Below are 22520 nucleotides of genomic sequence, written 5' to 3'. Positions count from 1 at the left end.
CCGGTTGACTGCGGGCCGCTAGCGCGGCAGCGCGAGCTTGATCAGCGCGTCGGGCGTCGCGTGCGCCTTCGCGACCTCGCCCGCGATCCGCCCTTCCTTCATCACGACGATGCGGTCCGACACGCCGATCACCTCGGCCAGATCGCTCGACACGAGGATCACCGTGCGGCCCGCTTCCGCGAGTTCGTAGAACAGGTTGTAGATTTCCGCGCGCGCGCCGACGTCGATGCCGCGCGTCGGCTCGTCCATCAGGAACACGTCGATGCGCTCGGCCAGCCAGCGCGCGAGCACGACCTTCTGCTGGTTGCCGCCCGACAGCGCGCCGATCGGCGTTTCGCCGTCGCGGGTCTTGATCGCGAGCCGCTCGATGTATTGCTGCGCGAGCTCGCGTTCGCGCCGCCCGTCGAGCAGCACGCGCGCCGGGCTGAAATGACGGCGCGCGCTGATGTTCAGGTTGTCGGCCACCGACGCGATCGCGACGATGCCTTCCTGCTTGCGGTCTTCCGGGCACAGCGCGATGCCGGCGCGCACCGCGTCGCGCGGGCTGCCGAACGCCACCCGCTTGCCGTTCAGCTCGACGTACCCGGCACTCGGCCGCACCGCGCCGTACAGCAGCTTCATCAGCTCCGAGCGGCCCGCGCCGACGAGCCCGAAGAAGCCGACGATCTCGCCGCGCCGCGCGGTGAACGACACGGGCTCGGCCAACCCCGGCCCCGTCAACCCCTTCGCTTCGATCAGCACGTCGCCGGCGGGGCGCGGCCGATAGCCGTACACGTCCTCGATCGAACGGCCGACCATGCAGCCGATCAGCCGGTCTCGGTCGAGATCGGCGACGGATTCGAACGTGTCGATGCGGCGACCGTCGCGAAACACCGTCACGCGGTCGCACAGTTCGTAGACTTCCTCCATCCGGTGCGTGACGTAGATGATCGCGCGGCCTTGCGCGCGCAGCGCGCGGATGATCCGGAACAGTTGCGTGGTTTCGCGCGCGGACAGCGAACTCGTCGGTTCGTCGAACGCGATCACGCGCGCGTCGCGCATCAGCGCCTTGCCGATCTCGATCATCTGGCGCTGGCCGATCGACAGATATTTCACCGGGATGCCCGGATCGATGTGCTCGCCGAGCCGCTCCAGCGCATCGAGCGCGCGCGCGGCGAGCGCACGCTCGTCGACCACGCCGAGCCGGCTCGGCAATTGCCCGAGCATCAGGTTTTCCGCGACCGTCAACTCGGGCACCAGATGCAGCTCCTGGTAGATGATCGCGATGCCGGCCTCGAGCGCCGCGCGCGTCGACGCGAAGCGCTGCACCGTGCCGTTCAGCGTCAGCGTGCCCGCCTGCGGCTGGTTCACGCCGGACAGCACCTTCAGCAGCGTCGATTTCCCGGCGCCGTTCTCGCCCATCAGCCCGTGCACTTCGCCCGCGCGCACCGACAGCGACACCGCGTCGAGCGCACGCACGCCCGGAAACGTCACGGTGATGCCGTCGAGCGCGAGCAGCGGGCCTTCCGGCGGCGCGGCCGCTTCTGCGTCGTGGCCGGACGCGGCCGTCATCGTCTGCATCGTCATCGCGTTCTCGCCTCGCCCCGCTCAGATACCGAGTTCGGCGCGCACGGCCTGCCAGTTCGCGCGCGTCATCAGCTTGCCGCTCGTCTGCGTGTCGGCCGGCGGCGTCTTGCCGGTGCGGATCCAGTCGACGAGATTCTGCGTGCTCTCCTTGCCGTGGTTCGTCGAGCTGACCGCGATCGTCCCGTAGAAGCCGGTCGGCTCCTTCTTCTGGAACTCGGCGAACGCCTCGCCCGCGCCGTTTATGCCGACGCCGATCACGTCCGCCGCCGGAATGTGCAGCTGCTCGGTCGCGCGTACCGCGCCGAGCACCGTTTCCTCGTTCAGCGCGTAGATCACCCATTTCTTCACGTTCGGATGGCGGGCGAGCACGGGCGCTGCCGCGCTGAAGCCGCCTTCGTCGTCGGTCGTCTTCTGCGGCGCGTCGAAGATGTTCTCCTTGCGGAAGCCGTTCGCGAGCAGCGCCTGCGTCGCGCCGTCGGTGCGCAGCTTCGCGGTCGGCAGCTCGTAGTTGGTGACGCGCAGCGCGCCGACTTCCTCGGGCTTCCAGCCGCGCCGCTTCATCTCGTCGGCGATCGCCTGGCCGACCTGGTTGCCGATCTTGGTCGCCGACATCCCGAGGTGCGGCACGTTCGGCAGCGGCTTGCCGCTCGAATCGACGAGCTGGTCGTCGACCGTCACGAACTTCATGTTGTAGCGCTTCGCGCGCGACGCGATCGCCGGCCCGAGGCGCACGTCCGGCGCGCAAATCACGAAGCCCTGCGCGCCCTGCGAGCCGAGGTTGTCGATCGCGGCCAGCACCTTCTCGCCGTCCGGCGTGCCGATCTTCACGACCGAGAAGTTCTCCTTCTGGCCGAGCGCGGACGCCGCGTTCTGCTCGTTGATGAACCACGCCTGCTCCGGCATCTTCACGAGGAAGCCGATCTTCAGCGGCGCATCGGCGCGCGCGGCGCCCTGCATGCCGAGCGGTGCGATGCAGAGCGCGGCCAGCAGCGCGCGCAGGATATGTCGACGAATCGTGCGGTTCATGGGTGTCTCCTTTGTATCGGCCGATGCCGTGGATGTGTGTCGTAATCGATCACGCGTCGCGCTTCGCGCCGAAGCGCGCGACGCAGGTTCAGCGGCCGAACGCGTCGGTCTGCACGCGCCGGCCGAACAGGAAGGCGTCGGCGACGAGCCGCAGCGGCCGCGCGTCGACGTCGCTTTCGCCACGCGCGATCAGCGCGTGGAAGTGCGCATACAGCGCCGGATACTCGCGTTCCGGGCCGACTTCGACCGGCTCACCCGCGATCGACAGTTGCGCGCCGCCGCGGCTGATCGCGAGCACGCCGTCGGCCGTGTCGACCGCGATCTCCCATTGCTCGACCGGCCCGTGCCGCCAGTCGAATTCCGCGTGCACCGGCACGCCGGCGGTATCCGCGCAATCGAGTTCGGCCGCGATCGGCATCTGTGCGTCGCTCGGCACGAACAGCGTCGCCTCGCGCAGCACGAGCTCGCGCGGCAGGATTCGCGTGACGATCGACAGCGCGTTGATGCCCGGATCGAACACGCCGAGGCCGCCCGGTTCCCAGATCCACTGCTGCCCCGGATGCCAGCGCCGCACGTCCTCCTTCCAGCGCACCTGCACTGCCCGGATCGTGCGCTGCGCGAGCCACGCGCGCGCCGGCTCGACCGCGCTCGCACAACGCGAATGCCAGGTTGCGAACAGCGTGAGGCCGCGCTCGCGCGCCAGCGCTTCCAGCGCAGCCACTTCGCCCAGCGTCGCGCCCGGCGGCTTCTCGAGCATCACATGCTTGCCGGCTTCGAGCGCGGCGCGCGCCTGCGCGTAGCGCACTTGCGGCGGCGCGCACAGCGAGACCGCTTCGAGCTCGCGCTCGGCGGCCAGCAGCGCGTTCAGATCCGGATAATTGCGCACGCCGTTGACTTCCGCGTGACGGCTCGCACAGGCAGTCAACGCGAAGCCCGGTTCGGCGGCGATCGCCGGCAAATGCTGGTCGCGCGCGATCTTGCCGATCCCGACGACGCCCAACGAAATCACATCGCTCATCGTGCTTTCCTCCTTCGCCACTCGCTCAGTGCGCCCAGCGCAACACGAGCGGATCGAGCCGGCGCGCGATCGCGAGCAATTCCGCGCGCGTGTCCGGGTGCAGTTCCGGCATCGGATGCCGCGGCCGCTCGCACGCGATCACACCGCCTTCGCGCATCAGCGCCTTCGCGGTCAAGATCCCGGACTGGCGGTTCTCGTGATTGATCAGCGGCAGCCACGTCTGGTAATGCGCGAACGCATCGTCGTGCCGCCCTTCGCGGAACGCTTCGAGGATCGGCCGGATGCCGTCCGGAAAGCCGCCGCCCGTCATCGCGCCGGTCGCGCCCGCATGGAGATCGGCGAGCAGCGTGATCGCCTCCTCGCCGTCCCACGGCCCCTCGATCGCGTCGCCGCCGAGCCGGATCAGCTCGCGCAGCTTGTTCGCGGCGCCAGGCGTCTCGATCTTGAAATACGCGACCTGCTCGATCTCGCGCGCCATCCGCGCGAGGAACGGCGCGGACAGCGCGGTGCCGCTCGCGGGCGCGTCCTGGATCATGATCGGGATGTCGATCGCATCCGACACGCGCGCAAAGAAATCGAAGATCTGCGCTTCCGGCACGCGGAACGTCGCGCCGTGATACGGCGGCATCGCCATCACCATCGCCGCGCCGAGCTGCTGCGCGCGCAGGCTGCGCGCGGCACACACCTGCGTGCTGTAGTGCGACGTCGTGACGATCACCGGCACGCGGCCTGCGACGTGCTCGAGGATCGTGCGCGTGAGCACGTCGCGTTCGTCGTCGGCGATCGCGAACTGTTCGGAGAAGTTCGCGAGGATGCACAGCCCGTCCGAGCCGGCGTCGATCATGAAATCGACCGCGCGCTTCTGGCTCGCGAGGTCGAGCTCGCCGGTCTCGGTAAACGTCGTCGGGACGACGGGGAAAATGCCGCGATAGCGCGGCGTGCTGCTCGATGTCATGGTTGGTCCTGCATCAGTCGAATCGGCGTTCAGCCGGAAAACAAGGCGCTCAGGATTCGCCGGCGAACGCGCCGGCGGCCGGTTCGGGCACGCGCAGCGCGGCCCGGACCACGAACGTCATCAGCACCGCGAACAGCAGCGTCGCCGCGAGGAAGTACAGGCCGGCCGCGAGGCTGCCGGTCGATGCCTTGATCAGTCCGATCCCGTATGGCCCCAGGTAACCGCCGAGATTCGCGAGCGAATTGATCGCGGCGATGCCGACCGCGGCGCTCGTGCCGGTCAGGAATTCGCCGGGCAGCGCCCATACGACGGCCTGGATCGAATACAGCGAAAACGCAGTGAGGCAGATGAACAGGAATTGCAGCGCGGGTTGCCGTACCCACGCGCTCGCGGCCATCGTCACGGCGGCGGCGGCCGACACGACGACGATGTGCCAGTAGCGCTCGCGCTTGCGGTCCGAATGGCGCGGCACGACGAGCAGGCCGACCACCGCGAACAGGTACGGCACGGCGGACAGCAGGCCGGTCGTCGCATCGCCGGTGCCGAACGCGTGAATGATCGTCGGCAGCCACAGCGACAATCCGTAGATGCACAGCGGAAACGGCAGGAACAGCGCGGCGAGCAGCAGCACGCGGCGGTCGCGCAACGCGGCGAGCGGATTGCCGTGCGAATCGGGGCGATAGGTGTCGCGGTCGGCGGCGAGTTGCCGGGCGATCCAGCGGCGTTGGCCGTCATTCAGCCAGCGCGCATGTGCGGGCGACTCGGGCAACAGCCGCAGCGTCGGCCACGCGAGCAGCACGGCAGGCAGGCCGCTGACGACGAACAGCGTCTGCCAGTCCGACAGGCCGAGCCACCCATGCGTCGACAGCAGCCAGCCAGCGAGCGGCCCGGTCACGATACCGGCGAGCGGTTGCGCGAGCACGAGCAGGCCGATCACCCGCGCGCGATCGCGCATCGGGAACCATTGCGTGAGGAAGTACAGGATGCCGGGATAGAGGCCGGCTTCGGCCGCGCCGAGCAGGAAGCGCAGCACGTAGAAGCTGGTCGGCCCCTGTACGAGCGCCATGGCCATCGTGATCGCGCCCCAGGTCGCGAGGATGCGCGCGAACCATACGCGTGCGCCGAAGCGGCCGAGTGCGAGGTTGCTCGGTACCTCGCACAGGAAGTAGCCGATGAAGAACAGTCCCGCGCCGAGCCCGTACGCGGCGTCGCCGAGGCCGATCGCCGCGTTCATGTGGAGCTTCGCGAAGCCGACGATGGTACGGTCGACGTAGGCGACCACGTAGATCAGCGCGAGGAACGGCACCAGCTTGCGCGTGAGCAGGCGGGTCAGGTGCCGTTCGTCGACGGCTGCCGTCGAATCGGACTGTTCCGCCGCGTCCTGCGCGCTCGTGTACTGCGTCGTCATCTTGTCTCCTGTCGATCCACGTTAGCGCTTCAGCGCTTACGTGGATCCCATGCATCGCGGTCGACGTACGTTAGCGCTTCAGCGCTTACGTACGTCCCATGCATCGCGGTCGATCCACGTTAGCGCTTCAGCGCTTGCGCGGACCCCATGCTTCGCGGTCGACGCACGTTAGTGCTTTCGCGCTTACGTGCGTCCCATCCTTCGCGGCCGGTATGCATTTGCGCTTGGGGGCTTGCGCATACCGCATGCTTCGCGGCCGATCCCCGTTGGCGCTTCTGCGCTCATACCCCATACTTCACGGTCGGCCGTCGTTTGTGCGTGAACGCTTACGCAGCTCTTCCTTCGCGCTCGGCCGCATCCGGCGCGTCACCGTGTTTCCCTCGTGCCCCGTCTCGGTCCGTTCCCGGAATGCGTGTTCCCGCCGCTCAATGCGAATGGCTCGGCACTTCCGCGCCGCGCGTGCCAACCAGGAAGTCGAGGTCGCACCCCTCGTCGGCCTGCAGCACGTGATCGATGTACAGCCGTGCATAGCCGCCCTTGCCGAGCTGGCCGGCCACACCCGGCGCCGCGGTCGGATCGACGTCCGACAGGCGGCGCTGCAGTTCCTCGTCCGTGACGTCGAGATGCAGCGTGCCGGCCTCGCAGTCGAGCTCGATCCAGTCGCCGTTGCGCACGGCCGCGAGCGGCCCGCCGGCCGCCGCTTCCGGCGCGACGTGCAGCACGACCGTGCCGTACGCGGTGCCGCTCATCCGCGCGTCGGAAATCCGCACCATGTCCTTCACGCCCTGGCGCAGCAGCTTCGGCGGCAGCCCCATGTTGCCGACCTCGGCCATGCCCGGATAGCCGCGCGGCCCGCAGTTCTTCAGCACCATCACGGAGCTCGCGTCGACGTCGAGCGATTCGTCGTTGATCGTCGCCTTGTAGTGCTCGAGGTTCTCGAACACCACCGCGCGGCCGCGATGCTTCAGCAGCTCGGGGCTCGCCGCCGACGGCTTCAGCACCGCGCCGCGCGGCGCGAGATTGCCGCGCAGGATGCAGATCCCGCCGTCCGCGATCAGCGGCCGGTCGAGCGGGCGGATCACTTCTTCGTCGTAGTTCGGCGCTTCGCGCACGTTGTCCCACAGCGACTTGCCGTTGACCGTCAGCGCATCCGGATGCGGCAGCAGCCCGCCTTCGCCGAGCCGGCGCAGCACGGCCGGCAGCCCGCCCGCGTAATAGAACTCCTCCATCAGGAAGCGCCCCGACGGCATCAGGTCGACGATCGTCGGCGTGTCGCGGCCGATGCGCATCCAGTCTTCCAGTTCGAGCGGCACGCCGATGCGGCCGGCGATCGCCTTCAGGTGAATCACGGCATTCGTCGAGCCGCCGATCGCCGCGTTAGTGCGGATCGCGTTCTCGAACGCCGCGCGCGTCAGGATCTTCGACAGCACGAGCCCTTCGAGCGCCATCTCGACGATCCGGATGCCCGACATGTGCGCGAGCACGTAGCGGCGCGAATCGACGGCCGGAATCGCCGCGTTGTGCGGCAGCGCGACGCCGAGCGCCTCGGCCATGCACGCCATCGTCGACGCGGTGCCCATCGTGTTGCAGGTGCCGGCCGAGCGCGACATGCCGGCCTCGGCCGACAGGAAGTGATGCACGTCGATCTCGCCGGCCTTCAGCGCTTCGTGCAACTGCCACACGGCCGTGCCCGAACCGATGTTCTTGCCTTCGAGTTTGCCGTTCAGCATCGGGCCGCCCGACACGACGATCGCCGGCACGTCGCAGCTGGCCGCACCCATCAGCAGCGCAGGCGTCGTCTTGTCGCAGCCGGCGAGCAGCACGACCGCGTCGATCGGGTTGCCGCGGATCGCTTCCTCGACGTCCATCGACGCGAGGTTGCGCGTGAGCATCGCCGACGGCCGCAGGTTCGATTCGCCGTTCGAGAACACCGGGAATTCGACCGGGAAGCCGCCCGCCTCGGAGATCCCGCGCTTCACGTGCTCGGCGAGCTTGCGAAAGTGCGCGTTGCACGGCGTCAGTTCCGACCATGTGTTGCAGATGCCGATGATCGGCCGGCCGTCGAATTCGTGATCGGGAATGCCCTGGTTCTTCATCCAGCTCCGGTACATGAAGCCGTTCTTGTCGTTCGTGCCGAACCATTGAGCGGAGCGCAGCCTGGGTTTTGTTGCCGACATCGTCAGTCCTGTGGTGACGGGATACCGGCGCAGTCTAGGCAGAATTTTGATAACTGGCTAATGACGATTTAGGCGATTACGATATCGATTCCGATATCGATATAAACCCGTACGATGCCCGAAGCCAGCCCATGGGGAAACCGCGCCCGCCTGAAGACGCGCCAGTTGCTGCTGCTCGTCGCGCTCGCCGACGAAGGCAGCATTCACCGCGCGGCGGCGGCGCTGAACATGACGCAGCCGGCTGCGTCGAAGCTGCTGCGCGAACTCGAGGAATCGATCGGCGCGGTGCTGTTCGAGCGCCTGCCGCGCGGGATGCGGCCGACGCTGTACGGCGACGCGCTGATCCGCCACGCGCGCGCGGCGCTCGGCAGCCTCGACCAGGCGCACGAGGAACTGGCCGCGCTGAAGGCCGGCCATCTCGGCCACGTGGCGGTCGGTGCGATCACGTCGCCGGGCCTGCGCCTCGTGCCGCCGGCCGTCGCCGCCGTGAAAGGCACGCATGCCGGCCTGCACGTGTCGGTCGAGATCGACACCAGCAACGTGCTGCTCGAACACCTCGCGCAGGAAAAGATCGACATCGTGCTCGGCCGGCTGTCGGCCGAACACGACAAGCTGCGCCTGCGCTACGAGCCGCTGACCGGCGAGTCAGTGGCGGCCGTGGTGCGCCCCGGCCATCCGCTGCTCGCGCACGCGCCGCTGTCGCTCGCGGACGTGCAGCGCGCCGCCTGGGTCGTGCCGCCGGCCGGCAGCGTGCTGCGCCATCGCTTCGATCTCGTGTTCCAGCGCGCGAGCCTCGCGCCGCCGGCGAACGTCGTCGAAACGGCCGCGCTGCTGTTCATCACGCAATTGATCGAGCAGAGCGACATGATCGCGGTGCTCGCCGAGGACGTCGCGCGGTACTACGCGCGGCACGGCATCGTCACGGTGCTGCCGCTGGAAATGGATTGCCGGATGGACGACTTCGGAATCATCACGCGCACCGACCGGCTGCATTCGCCGGCGGTGACGGTGATGGTCGATGCGATTCGGGCGGCGGCACGGGAGGTGTACGACGTCGCGCTGTGACGCCGTCGCCGCGGTTTCTTATTCTGCTGCGCACGCGATCACCGGTTCGCAGCGAATCGGAAAGTTCACCGAATTCGCGATATAGCACTTTGCATGCGCGTCGTGATGCAGATGCGCCGCCCGTTCGCGATCGTCGCCGGCCCGGATCGTCACCTGCGGACGCAGCACGATTTCGGTGAAGCGCCCCGCTTCGGCGCCGTCGAGCATCGTGCCTTCCGCGTGGTCGACGTAGGCCAACACGCGGATGCCGGCTTCGGAACACAGGTGCAGATACCAGAGCTTGTGGCATGCCGACGCCGACGCGAGCAACAGGTCTTCGGGGTTCCAGCGCGCCGCGTCGCCGCGGAACGCCGGGTCCGACGAACCGGGGATATCCGGCTTGGAACCGGCCCGGATCACGTGATCGCGGCCGTACTCGCGATACCCCGACGTGCCGGTGCCACGATTGCCCGTCCACTCCACCGCGACGCGATACGTGTGTTCGCTCGATGCCATCTCGCTCTCCATTGATGTTGGTGTCTCGACCGGCCCGGACGCCGTTGCGCGACGCCCGCCGGGGGTCTTCATTGTGGCACCTGATCGCCGTTTGGTATACCATTATTCCAAATTAACGGAACACGCAGGCATGGAAACCAGACTCGACTCCACGGCGGACGCGATCGCCGCATCGCTGCGCGACATGATCGTCAACGGCGAGCTGGCGGCCGGCGAGCGGCTCGTCGAGCGCGATCTGGCCGAACGGTTCGGCATCAGCCGGATTCCGATGCGCGAGGCGATCCAGCGGCTGGAACGCGAAGGCCTGCTCGATATCTTCAGGAATCGCGGCGCCGTCGTGCGCATGCTGAGCGCGTCGGACGTGCAGGAAATCTACGACTTGCGCGTGCTGCTCGAAGGCGATGCGATCTACCGCAGCGTGAAGCGGCTCGACGACGAGACGCTCGCCCGCGCCGAACTCGTGCATCGGCTGCTCGGGGACGCAACCGTGCCGCGCCGGCAAGGCGAGCTGAACCGCGAATTCCACGCGTTGCTGTATTCGTGCTGCGGCAACGCGCGGCAGTTGAAGTCGATCGCCGAGCTGCGCGGCCAGGTCGAGCGCTACGAACGCCTGCAGGCGACGCTGCTCGCGGATACGCCGTCGTTCCAGGTCGAGCACGACGATATCCTCCAGGCGTGCCGCGAACGCAATGCACGCGGCGCCCGCGCGATGACCGTCGCGCATCTCGAGTCGGCCCGACGCATCGTGTTGAGGCTCGTCGAAGGCGACTGAGGCCGGCGAGGGCGCGTGTGCGTCGCGCGCGCCGGCCTATGTGCCGATCGATGCTATTCGATACGTGTCCCGATCCGCAGTTGATTGCGAACCGCCGTCACACCGGCGACCTGCCGAGCCACATTCACCGCCAGCGGAATCTGCACGCTGTCCGGCACGGTACCCGACAACGTCACCGTACCGTCGGCCGCGCGAATCAGGATGCGGCTCGAATCGAGCCCGCGCGTACGCGCGAGCACCGCCGCCACGCGCTTGACGAGCAGCCGATTCGATTTCCGCCTGGCCCGCGACGTATCGCGGTTCGGCGCGGCGGCGCCGGCGACACCGGCATCGCTTCCCGCCTCGGCAACCGGCACGGTGGCACGCGGCGTGGACGGCTGGGCAAGCGCCGGCGCGGTGGACGCCAGCAGCAATGCGGCGAGCATCAGTACAACCCGGGGGTTCGAATAAATCATGGATGAGTTCCGCAACAGGATGGAGAACGAACTACGCGCTGGCTGCCGAAGCCACGCGCATCAGAACTGCGTGATCATGCCGACCGACACGCCGGTGACCGTACGTCCGTCCGGTCGCAGCGACAGCCCGCCAATATTGGTCGGATCTTTCTTGTAGGCGCCCGAGAAGCCGTTTCGATCGAACTCCGCATACAGGCTCGTCCGCTTCGACAGGAAGTACTGCAGCATCGCGTACGACGTGAGCTTGCGGCCGTCCGCGCCGGCGGCGTTCTTCAGGTTCTGCCCGAAGTCCCAATAGGTCGCGCCGGACAATTGCAGGAACGGCGTGATCTGATAGACGACCCCGACAGCCGGAATCCGGTCGCGCCGCTCCGGCGCGCCGGCCCGCGCGGCGCTGACGGCGAGATCGCTGTAGCTCAAATAGAGACGGGTCGGGCCGACCTGCCAGGTCGCGCCGCCCATGATCGTGCGCGCCCATTGCGATGCGTCGGCGTTCCAGGTCGTCTGGTAAGCCGCGCCGAGCAACAGCGTCCGGAACCGGTAGCTCGTGCCGACCGCGACATTCGACCCGGCGCGCTGATTGCCGGCCGTTCCGCCGGGCGAGTAGCTGCCGCGCACGGTCACGCCGCCGAACGTGCCGACGTACTTGATCGTGTTGTTGAAGCGCGAATCGTTCGTGAAGAAGTTGCCGCCCCAAACCACGCCGGGGATCGTCGCGAGCGTCTGTCCTTGCGCGGAATTCGGGTCGAGCGCGATGCCGATGTCCTCGGCCGCATTCAACTGTCGCCCGAGCGTGACACGGCCGAACGGGCCGCTCAAGCCGACATAGGACATCTGCGAAAACAGCAGCCCCGACGATTTCGACAGCGCCCCCGTTCCCGTCAGGAACCCGCTCTGCAGCATGAAGATCGCCTGCACGCCGCCACCGAGATCCTCGACGCCCTTCAGGCCGAAGATGTTGCCCGATATCGTGTTGTTGTCGAAACCGACCTGACTGCCGCCCTTCACGCCGTCGGTCCAGCGAATACCGCCGCCGACGTAGCCGAACAACGTCACGCTCGATTGCGCAACGGCATTGGCGGCCGTGCATGCCAACGCCGATACCATGATGATTCTTTTCATGTGTCTCCATCCATTTATTTCGTTTTACTTATTGATTAGGCATCGCCATGGCTTGTTCCTGGTCGATGCGACAGCGTCGGCCGGCTCGCGGGCACGCATCGAGGCGATCCGCACGGGCCAGCCGTCACGCGTTCGGCAAGCGCGCTAGCGGCGGGCTTGCGTCTGCGGGAACGGGTAGTCGAGCGTCGCGGCCGTATAGCCGATCCGCATTGCGTTGACGTGCAGCACGTCGCCGGAGCGCAACGGGATCACGCGCCCCGCGTCGTACACGGACCAGTCCTGCTGCACGGGCCGCTGATCGCCGAGATGGGCGAAGCGCGCACCGAGCTTCGGCGGCAGCATTTCGCCGGCGAGCCGTTCGAAGTCCCAACTCAGTACGGTGTGCGTAACACGCGGCGCTGGATCGCCGCGACGTTCGATCCAGTAGCCGATCGACGCGCCACGGGTCGCGCATGCGATCGTCACGCCGCCCGGCGCAGGCCGGATTTCGGGCACGGCCGTGGCAGGCGGCGCCGAACCGCCGAGCCACATCCGCGAGATCATCTCGGGTTCCGGGATGCCGCCCATATCGCCGTAACGATCGGTCCACACATGAAATGCGGCGCGCAGTTCGTCGAGCTTGGCGCGATAGCGCGGGTCGTCCGCGAGGTTGTGCAGCTCCCATGGGTCCCGGTCGGCGTCGTACAGCTCCTCCACCGGCTTCGTGCCGAACCACGCCGCGGTGGGCGGCGGCAGCTTGCCTTCATCCTTCAGCCGCCGGATGTCGCGCATCATCGGCATGCTTTCGCGGAACCGGATAGGCTGGTAGTACGGCTTCTCCGGCATGTAGTTGTACAGATAGCGGAAGCGTTGATCGCGCACCATCCGCACGCGATCGTATTCATTGTCCATCCGGTCGCGCGCGGCAAACACGTAGCGGCGCGGCGTCGGTGCGCGCGCCGGCCCGAGGAATGCCTGCCCCTGCATGTAGGACGGAATCGGCACGCCGGCCAGCGACAGCACGGTCGGCGCGAGATCGACGCCGCTCACGAGCTGCGCATCGGTGGTCCCGGCACGCGGCGCACCGGGGAAACGAATGATCAGCGGTACGCGTGTGCCGCGCTCGAGCACCTCGCGCTTCATCCACGGCAATGTGCCGCCGTTGTCCGCGAAGAAGAAGATGATCGTGTTGTCGTACACGCCGTCGCGCTTGAGCATCTCGAACAGTTCGCCGACCTGCCGGTCCATCGTCTCGATGTTGGTGTACATGCGCGCGATGTCGCCGCGCACCGCCGGCGTGTCCGGATAGATCGGCGGCACCGTGATCGACGCGGGATCGACGCGCAGCGAATCCTTGCGGTTGGCGATCATCGACTCGTGCGTGACGAAGAAGTTGAACACCGCGAAGAACGGCTTTTCCTTCGGCCGATAGCGGTAGGACGCCGCGGGGCCGTTCTCGTCCCACACCGTCACGGGCGGCACGAACTGGTAATCGGTCTTCTGGTTGTTCGACGTGTAGTAGCCGGCCTTGCGCAGCAGCTCGGGGAACGCCTTCACGTCGGGCGGCAGCACCACCGAATAGGTCGCGGGCACGCCGTTCGGTTTGTCGTTCGCCGTCACGCCCGGGATCGAGATCTCGCCCGGCCCTGTCCGGTGATGCTGGGCGCCCACCGAGGTCGGATACATGCCGGTGATCAGCGCGGAACGCGAAGGTGCACATACACCCGACACCTGATAAGCATGCGTGTACAGCACGCCCTCGCGTGCCAGCCGGTCGATGTTCGGCGTCCTGACCTGCGGGTCGCCGTATCCGCCGATGAACGTCGTGATGTCCTCGACGGTGATCCACACGATGTTCGGCCGCGCCGCACCGGCATGCGCTGTGCCGGCGAACAGCATCAGCAGCCAGGCCGTCGCGCATGCCACGATGCGCGACAGCGCGTGCCGGCGGGTTCGCCGGGTCAGGGGGGAACGCATGGTTGTCTCCTCGATTGGGTTGATCCGGCCGGTCAATCCGGTGCGTACGCATGGCCGCGCCGTGCGAGCCACGTGCGCTCGTCCATCGCCAGCCGGAAGCCGAGATGCGACATCCCCGCTTCGGGGTCGACGCCGCGCCGCGCGCTGGGCCGATAGCTCTGGCAATACGATTCGTTGCAAAGAAACGAGCCGCCGCGGATCACTCGCTTCGGCGCATGCGGCGGCACGCCGGGCTCGGCTGGATCCCAACTGTCGGCGGGGCCCTGCGGTTCGACGATCGGACGGCCGCTCTCGGCCGCCAGCAGGAACGCATCGGCCCGATACCAGTCGGCCACCCATTGCCACACGTTGCCGGCCATGTCGTACAGCCCGTAGCCATTGGCCGGATAGGTGCCGGCCGGGCTCGGGGCGGGCGGCTTGCCGGTGCGCGCGTCGACGACCGGAAACGGCTGCGGCTGCTGCCCTTCCCAGATATTCGCCATCAGCCGCCCTGCCGGCTTGAGCTGACTGCCCCACGCGTAATCGGCCTGCTCGAGACCGCCGCGCGCCGCGAATTCCCATTCGGCCTCGGTCGGCAGCCGCTTGCCGACCCACTGCGCATACGCGCGCGCATCGTCGTACGAGACCTGTACGACCGGGTAATCGTCCTTGCCTGTGATCGTGCTGTCGGGCCCGTCGGGGTGCCGCCAGTCCGCACCGGGCAGGAACCGCCACCATCGCGCGTAATCGTCCAGTGGAACCGGGCCGGCCGTGCCGACGAACACGAGCGCGCCCGGCACCAGCGCACGGTCGGGCGGCCGCGGCGTGCCGGGCGGCAATTGCGCCTTCAGCGCGTTCCAGTCCGGCTTGCGCTCGGCGGTCGTGACGTAACCGGTCGCATCGACGAAGCGCCGGAATTCCGCGTTGGTCACGTCGTGGCGATCGAGCCAGAAGCCGCGCACGGTGACCCGGTGCGCAGGCCGCTCGTTCGGCTGCGCCGCCTGCGCATCGCTGCCCATCAGAAACGTCCCGCCGGGAATCCACGCCATGTCGCGCGGCCCGTCGTGTCCGTCGCCGATGACGGCGCGCGGGCCATCGCCGCGGGACGGCGCGGCCGCGGACAGCCAACCGATCCCCGCGCCCAACGCCGCGCATGCGACGATCAGCACGGCCAGCAGCCGGACGCCGCGCCAGCCGCGCGGCAACAGCGGACGACGGTCGGCGTCCGGCGAGTCCGGCCAGCCGGGCGAGCCGGGCGAATGAGGCGCGACGCTGGCCGGCACGATCCGGCGCGGAAGGCGCCGGGCTTGCGAACGGGATTTCATGCGATGCCGATGATCGATGACGAATGAGAAAAGCGACCGCGCATCACGCCACCGCGTTCTGCGCGATGCATCGCGAGTAGTACGCGAGGCTGCGTTTAGGCATACGAACCTGTGTGTCGAGATCGACGTGCACGAGGCCGAATCGCTTCGAAAACCCCTGCCCCCATTCCCAGTTGTCGGTGGCGGCCCAGTAGAACAGCCCCTTCAGCCGCACACCTTGCCGATAAGCGTCGTGTGCCGCGCGCAGATAGCGCGACAGGTGATCGACGCGCGGGCCGTCGTCGACGACGCCGTCGCGCGGCGCCGGATCGTCGAGCGCGAAGCCGGTTTCGGTGATGTAGATGTCCGGCGCGCCGTAGTCGCGATGCACGCGCAGCAGCATTTCGGTCATCCCGTCCGGCTCGACCTGGAAGTACGCGGTGCGCGGCAAATCGGCCGGCGGTTCGGCCTGCTCGACACCGAACGGCACCGACGGATTGGCTCGCGCGTAGATGCGCGAGTAGTAGTTCATCCCGAGGAAATCCGGCTTCGCGGCAACGATGTCCATGTCACCCGGCCGGACGAGAGCGGCGAGCGAATGCACGAGCGGCTCGGGATAACCGTGCCCGTACAGGGGATCGAGGAATGCGCGATTCCACAACATGTCGACGAGGCCGGCCGCCTTGCGGTCTTCGTCGCGCGGCGCCGCCGGGCGCACCGGTTGAAGGTTGATCGTCGTGCCGATCCGCGCGTCGCGCAGGTTCGCACGCAGCGCCTGGAAGGCGAGGCCCTGCGCGAGGTTCTGGTGATGCATCGCCGCGAACACGCCTTCCGGCGAGCGCAGCCCCGGCGCATGCACGCCCATCCCGTAGCCGCGCAGCGCGAGGCTGTTGGGCTCGTTCAGCACGATCCAGTGCTTCACGCGATCGCCGAGCCGGCGCGTCACCCGATCGGCGTAATCGGCCAGCCGATAGGCGATGTCGCGGGTCCGGAAATCGCCGGCCCAGACCGGCGTATCCCAGTGAAACAGCGTCGGAAACGGCTCGATGCCGCGCGCGAGCATCGCGTCGATCATTCTGTCGTAGGTGGCGAGGCCGGCGTCGCTCGGCGCGCCTGGCCCCTGCGGCTGCACGCGCGGCCAGGCGATCGAGAAGCGGAACGCGCGAATTCCGGCGGCGGCCATCCATGCGATATCGGCCGGATAGCGCCGTTCGAATTCCGTGCAGCGCGCATTGGTCGAGCCGTCGGCGATCGTGCCGGCCCGTTCGGCGAACACGTCCCAGTTGCTCCGCCCGCGGCCTTCCCGGCTTTCCGTTTGCGCGGCCGACGCCGCGACGCCCCACACGAAATCGTCGGCGAAGCGAGCGTCGTTGTCGCTCGCGAACGCGGGTGAGCAGGCCAGGCCGGCGGCTGCCGCGCCACCGGCGCGCAGGAACGTGCGGCGCGCCGGCGAGCGCGGATTGGACGGATCGATACGCATTGATGTCTCCATGTAGCGACGGACGACCGTACGGCACGGCGCCGTCTTTATAAAAGTAATACACACTGCTTTTAAATGACGCGCGGTGGGTGTGCGTCGATGGTGCTGATCAGGACGCCGCGTGGCCTCCACGTTGATGCCGTGAACGATCGGCACGCGCCCCACATCGTCGATCAGCCAGCGACCGGCATGCGGGACGGCGACGATGGTATCCGCATGCGCGAGCATGAAGCTGCACGCTCGCGCATGCGGACAGCATCGGGAGCGCGGCGGTGAAGCCGGCGGTTCGGTACGGGGGTGTTGCTCGGGTCATGTCGGCAAGAATCCGTGATCGGTCATACAGGCATGCGTATCGGCTCGACGCATTGCCATCGGCGACAGCGCAGCCACGAACATGCATGAGCTGCAACATACAAGTGGGATATATTGCTTGTCAATTGAGCAAACCGAGCGGTGCCTCGAAATGCGGAGCGGCCCGAATCGTCAGCGGAATATCAGCGCGACGCGCGGCGCTTGTCGGTTTTCGTCGGCGCCGGCGAGGGCGATTGCGTCATGTCCGTAATTTGCCGCAGCGCGATTTCACGCCAGAGCGCGAAGGCGTCCCGCGCCGCCGCAGGTTCGCCGCCCGTCACGACATCGATGGTCAGCCCGCGGATCATCGATCCGCCCAGCAACTGCAATTGCGTGACCTTGAGCGCGGTCGCCCGATCGAAACCTGCGACGACGTCGCGCATCAGTGCGCGAAACCCGTCGTCGAACGGCTGGAGGATGCGTGCCACGGCCTCGTCGAGCTCTTTGTCGGCGCGCCGCGCCAACTGGATCTCCATACTGGCGGCGAACAGCGGCGTGCCGATGAGCGCGCCCGCGACATCGAGCATCCGGTCGATCCGCTCCAGCGGCGTCGTGGCGCTGCGCGCCGCGCGTTCGAACTGTGTGAAGCGATCGCCGATGAGCCGTTCCTGCACCGCCGCCATCAGTTCTGCCTTGGTTGGAAACTGGTGCTGCAGCGCGCCCATGCTGACGTCGGCTTCGCGCCGGATCGCGAGCGTCGTCGCGCCCGAATAGCCTTCCTTGTGCAGCAGCGATATCGCGGCGGCAATGACGCGCTCACGCGTCGCCTGGCTGCGCTCTGCCTGCGTCGGCCGGCGTGCGCGCGCCGTGCCGGAAGCCGTTGCCGTACCTGTCTTGACGGTTTTCTTCATTCACGTATTGGGTCGAGCGCCGAAGCAGGCGCGGGTCGGCCGTCGGGCGCAGCCGGCGGTGGTATCGATCGCCAGCGGCGGCTGTCCACGGATGCGAATTCTACCAACGAACCTCGCGCCGCCACACGGCCCGTTCGCGGTCTTACGGGCGGCGCGTACGCGCGGCACGGTGCGTTGCACGGTCGCTGGCCGGCCCGGTCGTGCCGCGCACCGCCAGCGTCGGCAGCGACGCGACCCGCACACGCGACGCGTCGTCGCCCTGCCCGCCCGCCTCGCGCAGCGTATTGAGCAATTCGACCGCGATTCCGGCCGCTTCGGCGGTCGGAATCGCGACGGTCGTCAGCGTGGGCCGCGTGTCGCGGGCGAGGTGAATATCGGTAATGCCGACGATCGACAGGTCCTCCGGCACGCGCCTGCCGCGATCGGCCGCCGCGTGCAGCGCGCCGATCGCCGGCAGGTCGTTGGTCGCGACCAGCGCGGTCAACTGCGGGTGCGCATCGAGCAGCCGGCCCGCCGCGCGCAGGCCGCCCTCGATCGAATCGCGCTCGGCCTCGACGATCGACGCGTCGAGCCCCGCGTCGCGCATCACGTCGACGAAGCCGTCATAGCGCGCCGCCTGCACACCGCTCGCCGCGCCGCCGACGATCACGCCGATTTTCTCGTGACCGAGTTCGAGCAGATGCCGCGTCGCGATCCGTCCCGCCTCGCGGAAATCGATGGCCACGCACGGCAGCCCGTCGGGCGGCGCCTCGGGCCGCTCCCACAGGCACAGCACGACCGGCACGCCACGCCGCGCGACGTCGAGCAGATCCGGCAGGTGCAGGTTCGCATTGGTCACGAGAATGCCTTCGGAGATCGTGCCGGCGATCTGGTCGAGATACGCGCGCCCCTGCAACGGATCTTCGTTCGTATTGCAGACGATCAGGAACTGCCCGTTGCGCCGCACCGCACGCTCGACCGCGAGCGCGAACTCCGGGTAGAACGGGTTCGCGATGCTCGATACCATCAACGCGACCGTCGGCGCACGCCCTTCCGCCAGCGCCCGCGCGGCGAGGTGCGGCCGATACCCGAGCGCGTCGACTGCTTCGAGCACCCGCGCCCGCGTCGCGTCGCCGACCCGGCCGCGGTCGCGCAGCACGTTCGACACCGTCGCGGCCGTCACGCCGGCGCGGCGCGCCACTTCATCCAGAGTAGCCATCGTTTGCCCACTATATGAGACGTCGATCCAGTATTTGCTTCGCTCAGCGAAGCGGCGCACTATCGCCGCACACCTTGCCGCCCGACCGACGGGCGCGACTCGGCCGCGATCACCTCGCCTCTTTTTTTGATCGCGATGATTAAGCGCTTAATCACGCAGTACGGCGCATTAGAACATGGAGCGGAGACAATGGCGAGCATCTCGATGCGGCGCGTGCAGAAAGCCTATGGCGAGCATGCGCCGGTCATTCGCGACGTCGATCTGGAGATCGGCGCGCACGAGTTCTGCGTGTTTCTCGGGCCGTCCGGATGCGGGAAATCGACGCTGCTGCGCATGATCGCCGGGCTGGAGGATCTGAGCGCGGGCGAGCTGTCGATCGACGGCCGCCGCGTCGACGACGTGCCGGCCGCCGAGCGCGGCGTGGCGATGGTGTTCCAGAGCTACGCGCTGTTTCCGCACATGACGGTGTACGAGAACATGGCGTTCGGGCTGAAGCTCGCGCGCGTGCCGAAGGCCGAGATCGACCGGAAGGTGCGCGACGCCGCACGGATCCTGCAGCTCGACACGCTGCTCGAACGCAAGCCGAAGGCGCTGTCGGGCGGCCAGCGGCAGCGCGTCGCGATCGGCCGCGCAATCGTGCGCGAGCCCGGCGTGTTCCTGTTCGACGAACCGCTGTCGAATCTCGACGCGGCGCTGCGCGGCCAGACCCGCATCGAGATCGCGCGGCTGCATCGGCAGTTCGAACGCGCGAGCGTCGTCTACGTGACGCACGACCAGACAGAGGCGATGACGCTCGCCGACAAGATCGTGCTGCTGCACGCCGGCGCGGATACCGCGCGGCACGGCAGCATCGCGCAGGTCGGCGCGCCGCTCGACCTCTACCATCACCCGGCCAGCCGCTTCGTCGCGGGCTTCATCGGCTCGCCGCGCATGAACTTCCTGCCGGCCGTCGTGACCGCGTGCGACGCGCATCGCACGACCGTCTCGCTCGTGCCGTCCGGCGAAATCTTCGTGCTGCCGCGCGACGGCTCGGCGCTCGGCGCCGGCGCCGCCGTGACGCTCGGCATCCGCCCCGAGCACCTGACGCTCGGCGCCGCGCCCGATGCGACGACGCTCGCGCGCGACGTCGCGCTCGTCGAGCGCCTGGGCGAGCAGACCTACGTGCACCTCGATCCGTGCGGCCAGCCCAGTGCGACGCCGCTGATCGCGAAGGTGCCGGGCGACGCGCAGGTGCACACCGGCGAACGCGTGCACGTGCACGCGCCGGCCGCGGCCTGCCATCTGTTCACCGAAGACGGCCGCGCGGTGCCCGCGTGCGCCGACGTCCACGTTCACCACTACGCATAAGGATCGGCATGCGCCTCGGAGTCTGCTACTACCCGGAACACTGGCCGGAATCGATGTGGGCCGACGACGCCCGCCGGATGAAAACGCTCGGCATCGCGCAGGTGCGGATCGCCGAATTCGCGTGGAGCCGTATCGAGCCGTCGCCGGGCGAATACGACTGGGGCTGGCTCGACCGTGCGGTCGACGTGCTCGGGGCGGCCGGCCTCGAGATCGTGATGTGCACGCCGACCGCCACGCCGCCGAAATGGCTGGTCGACCGCCATCCCGACATCCTCGCGATCGGCGCCGACGGCCGGCCGCGCGCGTTCGGCTCGCGCCGCCACTACGATTTCTCGTCGCCGACCTATCTCGAAGCGTCGCGCCAGATCTGCACGGCGGTCGCCGAACGCTATGGCCGCCACCCGGCCGTGCGCTACTGGCAGACCGACAACGAGCTGGGTTGCCACCAGACCGTCGTCAGCTACTCGCCGGCCGCGCTCGTGCGCTTCCGCGAATGGCTGCAGGCGCGCTACGGCACGATCGACGCGCTCAACCGTGCGTGGGGCACCGTGTTCTGGAGCATGGAGTATCGCCATTTCGACGAAGTGGACGCGCCCGTGGGCACCGTGACCGAAGCCCATCCGTCGCATCGCCTCGACTACCGGCGCTTCGCGTCCGACGAACTCGCGCGCTATCACCGAATGCAGGTCGACGTGATCCGCGCGCACTCGCCGGGCCGCCCGGTCGCGCACAACTTCATGCAGCTGTTCACCGAGTTCGATCACTACGAAGTCGCGCGCGACCTCGACGTCGCGACGTGGGACAGCTACCCGCTCGGCGCGCTCGAGGAGCTGTGGTTCGCGCCCGACGTGAAGGCGCGCTGGCTGCGCACCGGCCACCCCGATTTCGCGTCGTTCAATCACGACCTGTACCGCGGCATGTCGAAGCTGCCGTTCTGGGTGATGGAACAGCAGCCGGGCCCCGTGAACTGGGCGCACTGGAACCCCGCGCCGCTGCCGGGCATGGTGCGGCTGTGGAGCTGGGAAGCGTTCGCGCACGGCGCCGGCTGCGTGTCGTACTTCCGCTGGCGGCAGGCGCCGTTCGCGCAGGAACAGATGCACGCGGGCCTGCACACCCCCGACGACCAGCTCGACGAAGGCGGCCGCGAAGCGCAGCGCGTCGCGCGCGAGATCGTGGCCGTGCACGACGCCGGCGCGGACGCGGACGGCCCGGTGCGCGCACCGGTCGCGCTGGTCTTCGACTACGAGGCGAAGTGGCTGTTCGAAGTGCAGCCGCAGGGCGCCGATTTCCACTATCCGCGTTTCGCGTTCGAGTACTACTCGGCGCTGCGCTCGCTCGGCCTCGACGTCGACATCGTGTCGGCGCACGCGCCGCTCGACGGCTACCGCCTCGTCGTCGTGCCGCCGCTGCCGATCGTACCGGACGATTTCGCGTCGCGGCTCGCCGCGTCGGGCGCGCATGCGGTGTTCGGGCCGCGCACCGGCTCGAAGACCGCCGACCTGCAGGTTCCGCCGGCGCTGCCGCCCGGCCCGCTCGCGTCGATCCTGCCCGTGCGGGTATGGCGCGTCGAATCGCTGCGGCCGAACGTGACCGAACGGATCGACGGCACGTTGCGCGACGGCGCGCCGTTCGCGGGCGACGCGCGTCACTGGCGCGACCTCGTCGAACTGCACGACGACACGCGCAGCGTCGTGCACGCGCGCTTCGCCGACGGCCATCCGGCGTGCATCACGCACGGTACGCTGCACTACTGGGCCGCACCGTTCGACGATGCGACCACCACGCGACTGTTCGCCGATGTCGCGGCCGAAGCCGGCCTCGCGCCGACGCCGCTCGGCGACGCCGTACGCGTGAGCCGGCGCGGCGGGCTGACTTACGTGTTCAATTACGCGAGCACACCGCACACGATCGACGCGGTGCCGCCGTCCGCGTTCGTGGTCGGCGCCGCACAGGTCGAGCCGCAAGGCGTCGCCGTGTATCGAAGCCGTTCGTAAC

General features: G+C 68.3%; 18 protein-coding genes. 4 read left to right on the top strand and 14 right to left on the bottom strand.

Translation table 11 applies throughout. The annotated features are described in order from the left end of the window. Positions 1 to 18 precede the first annotated feature (18 nt). The 6 genes from araG to WS89_RS19115 form a co-directional block, all read right to left on the bottom strand. Complete coding sequence (gene araG, locus WS89_RS19140) at positions 19 to 1566, bottom strand: L-arabinose ABC transporter ATP-binding protein AraG (RefSeq protein ID WP_059499572.1); 1548 nt, start codon at positions 1564 to 1566, stop codon at positions 19 to 21. A 21-nt stretch (positions 1567 to 1587) separates the two neighbouring features. Then, the gene (locus WS89_RS19135) at positions 1588 to 2592 is read right to left on the bottom strand and encodes an arabinose ABC transporter substrate-binding protein (RefSeq protein ID WP_059792692.1); all 1005 of its coding nucleotides are present in this window, start codon (positions 2590 to 2592) and stop codon (positions 1588 to 1590) included. Positions 2593 to 2680: 88 nt separating this feature from the next. After that, positions 2681 to 3610, bottom strand: coding sequence for a Gfo/Idh/MocA family protein (locus WS89_RS19130; protein WP_059793021.1), 930 nt, complete (start codon positions 3608 to 3610; stop codon positions 2681 to 2683). Between the two features lie 25 nt (positions 3611 to 3635). After that, on the bottom strand, positions 3636 to 4565 hold the full coding sequence (locus tag WS89_RS19125) for a dihydrodipicolinate synthase family protein (RefSeq protein WP_059499574.1): 930 nt from the start codon (positions 4563 to 4565) through the stop codon (positions 3636 to 3638). Positions 4566 to 4614: 49 nt separating this feature from the next. Continuing rightward, positions 4615 to 5973 carry an MFS transporter gene (locus WS89_RS19120; protein WP_059792690.1) on the bottom strand — a complete coding sequence of 453 codons (1359 nt, stop codon included), beginning with the start codon at positions 5971 to 5973 and terminating at the stop codon, positions 4615 to 4617. A 425-nt stretch (positions 5974 to 6398) separates the two neighbouring features. After that, complete coding sequence (locus WS89_RS19115) at positions 6399 to 8150, bottom strand: IlvD/Edd family dehydratase (RefSeq protein ID WP_059499576.1); 1752 nt, start codon at positions 8148 to 8150, stop codon at positions 6399 to 6401. Between the two features lie 114 nt (positions 8151 to 8264). Between WS89_RS19115 and WS89_RS19110 the strand changes: the two genes are divergently transcribed. Next, entirely contained in the window at positions 8265 to 9215 is a 951-nt protein-coding gene (locus WS89_RS19110; protein ID WP_059499577.1) for a LysR family transcriptional regulator, read from the top strand. An 18-nt stretch (positions 9216 to 9233) separates the two neighbouring features. Here WS89_RS19110 and WS89_RS19105 read toward each other — a convergent pair whose 3' ends face one another. Continuing rightward, entirely contained in the window at positions 9234 to 9710 is a 477-nt protein-coding gene (locus WS89_RS19105; RefSeq protein ID WP_059792688.1) for an OsmC family protein, read from the bottom strand. A 130-nt stretch (positions 9711 to 9840) separates the two neighbouring features. Here WS89_RS19105 and WS89_RS19100 point away from each other — a divergent pair, with 130 nt between their 5' ends. After that, positions 9841 to 10482: a GntR family transcriptional regulator gene (locus WS89_RS19100; protein WP_059792687.1), complete on the top strand. Its 642-nt coding sequence runs from the start codon at positions 9841 to 9843 to the stop codon at positions 10480 to 10482. Between the two features lie 53 nt (positions 10483 to 10535). Here the strand turns inward: WS89_RS19100 and WS89_RS19095 are convergent, their stop codons facing one another. The 7 genes from WS89_RS19095 to WS89_RS19065 form a co-directional block, all read right to left on the bottom strand. Beyond that, the gene (locus WS89_RS19095) at positions 10536 to 10937 is read right to left on the bottom strand and encodes a BON domain-containing protein (RefSeq protein WP_257128186.1); all 402 of its coding nucleotides are present in this window, start codon (positions 10935 to 10937) and stop codon (positions 10536 to 10538) included. 60 nt (positions 10938 to 10997) lie between these two features. Next, complete coding sequence (locus WS89_RS19090) at positions 10998 to 12059, bottom strand: porin (protein ID WP_059792683.1); 1062 nt, start codon at positions 12057 to 12059, stop codon at positions 10998 to 11000. 144 nt (positions 12060 to 12203) lie between these two features. After that, complete coding sequence (locus WS89_RS19085) at positions 12204 to 14015, bottom strand: sulfatase family protein (RefSeq protein ID WP_059792681.1); 1812 nt, start codon at positions 14013 to 14015, stop codon at positions 12204 to 12206. 32 nt (positions 14016 to 14047) lie between these two features. Beyond that, entirely contained in the window at positions 14048 to 15319 is a 1272-nt protein-coding gene (locus WS89_RS19080) for a formylglycine-generating enzyme family protein (protein WP_059792678.1), read from the bottom strand. A gap of 43 nt (positions 15320 to 15362) precedes the next feature. Further along, positions 15363 to 16778, bottom strand: a complete 1416-nt coding sequence (locus WS89_RS19075; protein WP_059792676.1) for a glycoside hydrolase family 1 protein — start codon at positions 16776 to 16778, stop codon at positions 15363 to 15365. A 494-nt stretch (positions 16779 to 17272) separates the two neighbouring features. Then, complete coding sequence (locus WS89_RS19070) at positions 17273 to 17980, bottom strand: TetR/AcrR family transcriptional regulator (RefSeq protein WP_059792675.1); 708 nt, start codon at positions 17978 to 17980, stop codon at positions 17273 to 17275. A gap of 142 nt (positions 17981 to 18122) precedes the next feature. Next, positions 18123 to 19178, bottom strand: coding sequence for a LacI family DNA-binding transcriptional regulator (locus WS89_RS19065; RefSeq protein WP_059792672.1), 1056 nt, complete (start codon positions 19176 to 19178; stop codon positions 18123 to 18125). A gap of 189 nt (positions 19179 to 19367) precedes the next feature. Between WS89_RS19065 and WS89_RS19060 the strand changes: the two genes are divergently transcribed. Then, positions 19368 to 20525, top strand: a complete 1158-nt coding sequence (locus WS89_RS19060) for an ABC transporter ATP-binding protein (protein WP_059792670.1) — start codon at positions 19368 to 19370, stop codon at positions 20523 to 20525. Positions 20526 to 20533: 8 nt separating this feature from the next. Continuing rightward, entirely contained in the window at positions 20534 to 22519 is a 1986-nt protein-coding gene (locus WS89_RS19055) for a beta-galactosidase (RefSeq protein WP_059499583.1), read from the top strand. The last annotated feature ends 1 nt before the right edge of the window (position 22520 follow it).

The organism is Burkholderia sp. MSMB1072, from assembly GCF_001524725.1.
Lineage (GTDB): Bacteria > Pseudomonadota > Gammaproteobacteria > Burkholderiales > Burkholderiaceae > Burkholderia.
Note: the sequence above shows the minus strand (reverse complement) of the source record. Positions and strands in the feature narration are given on the sequence as shown.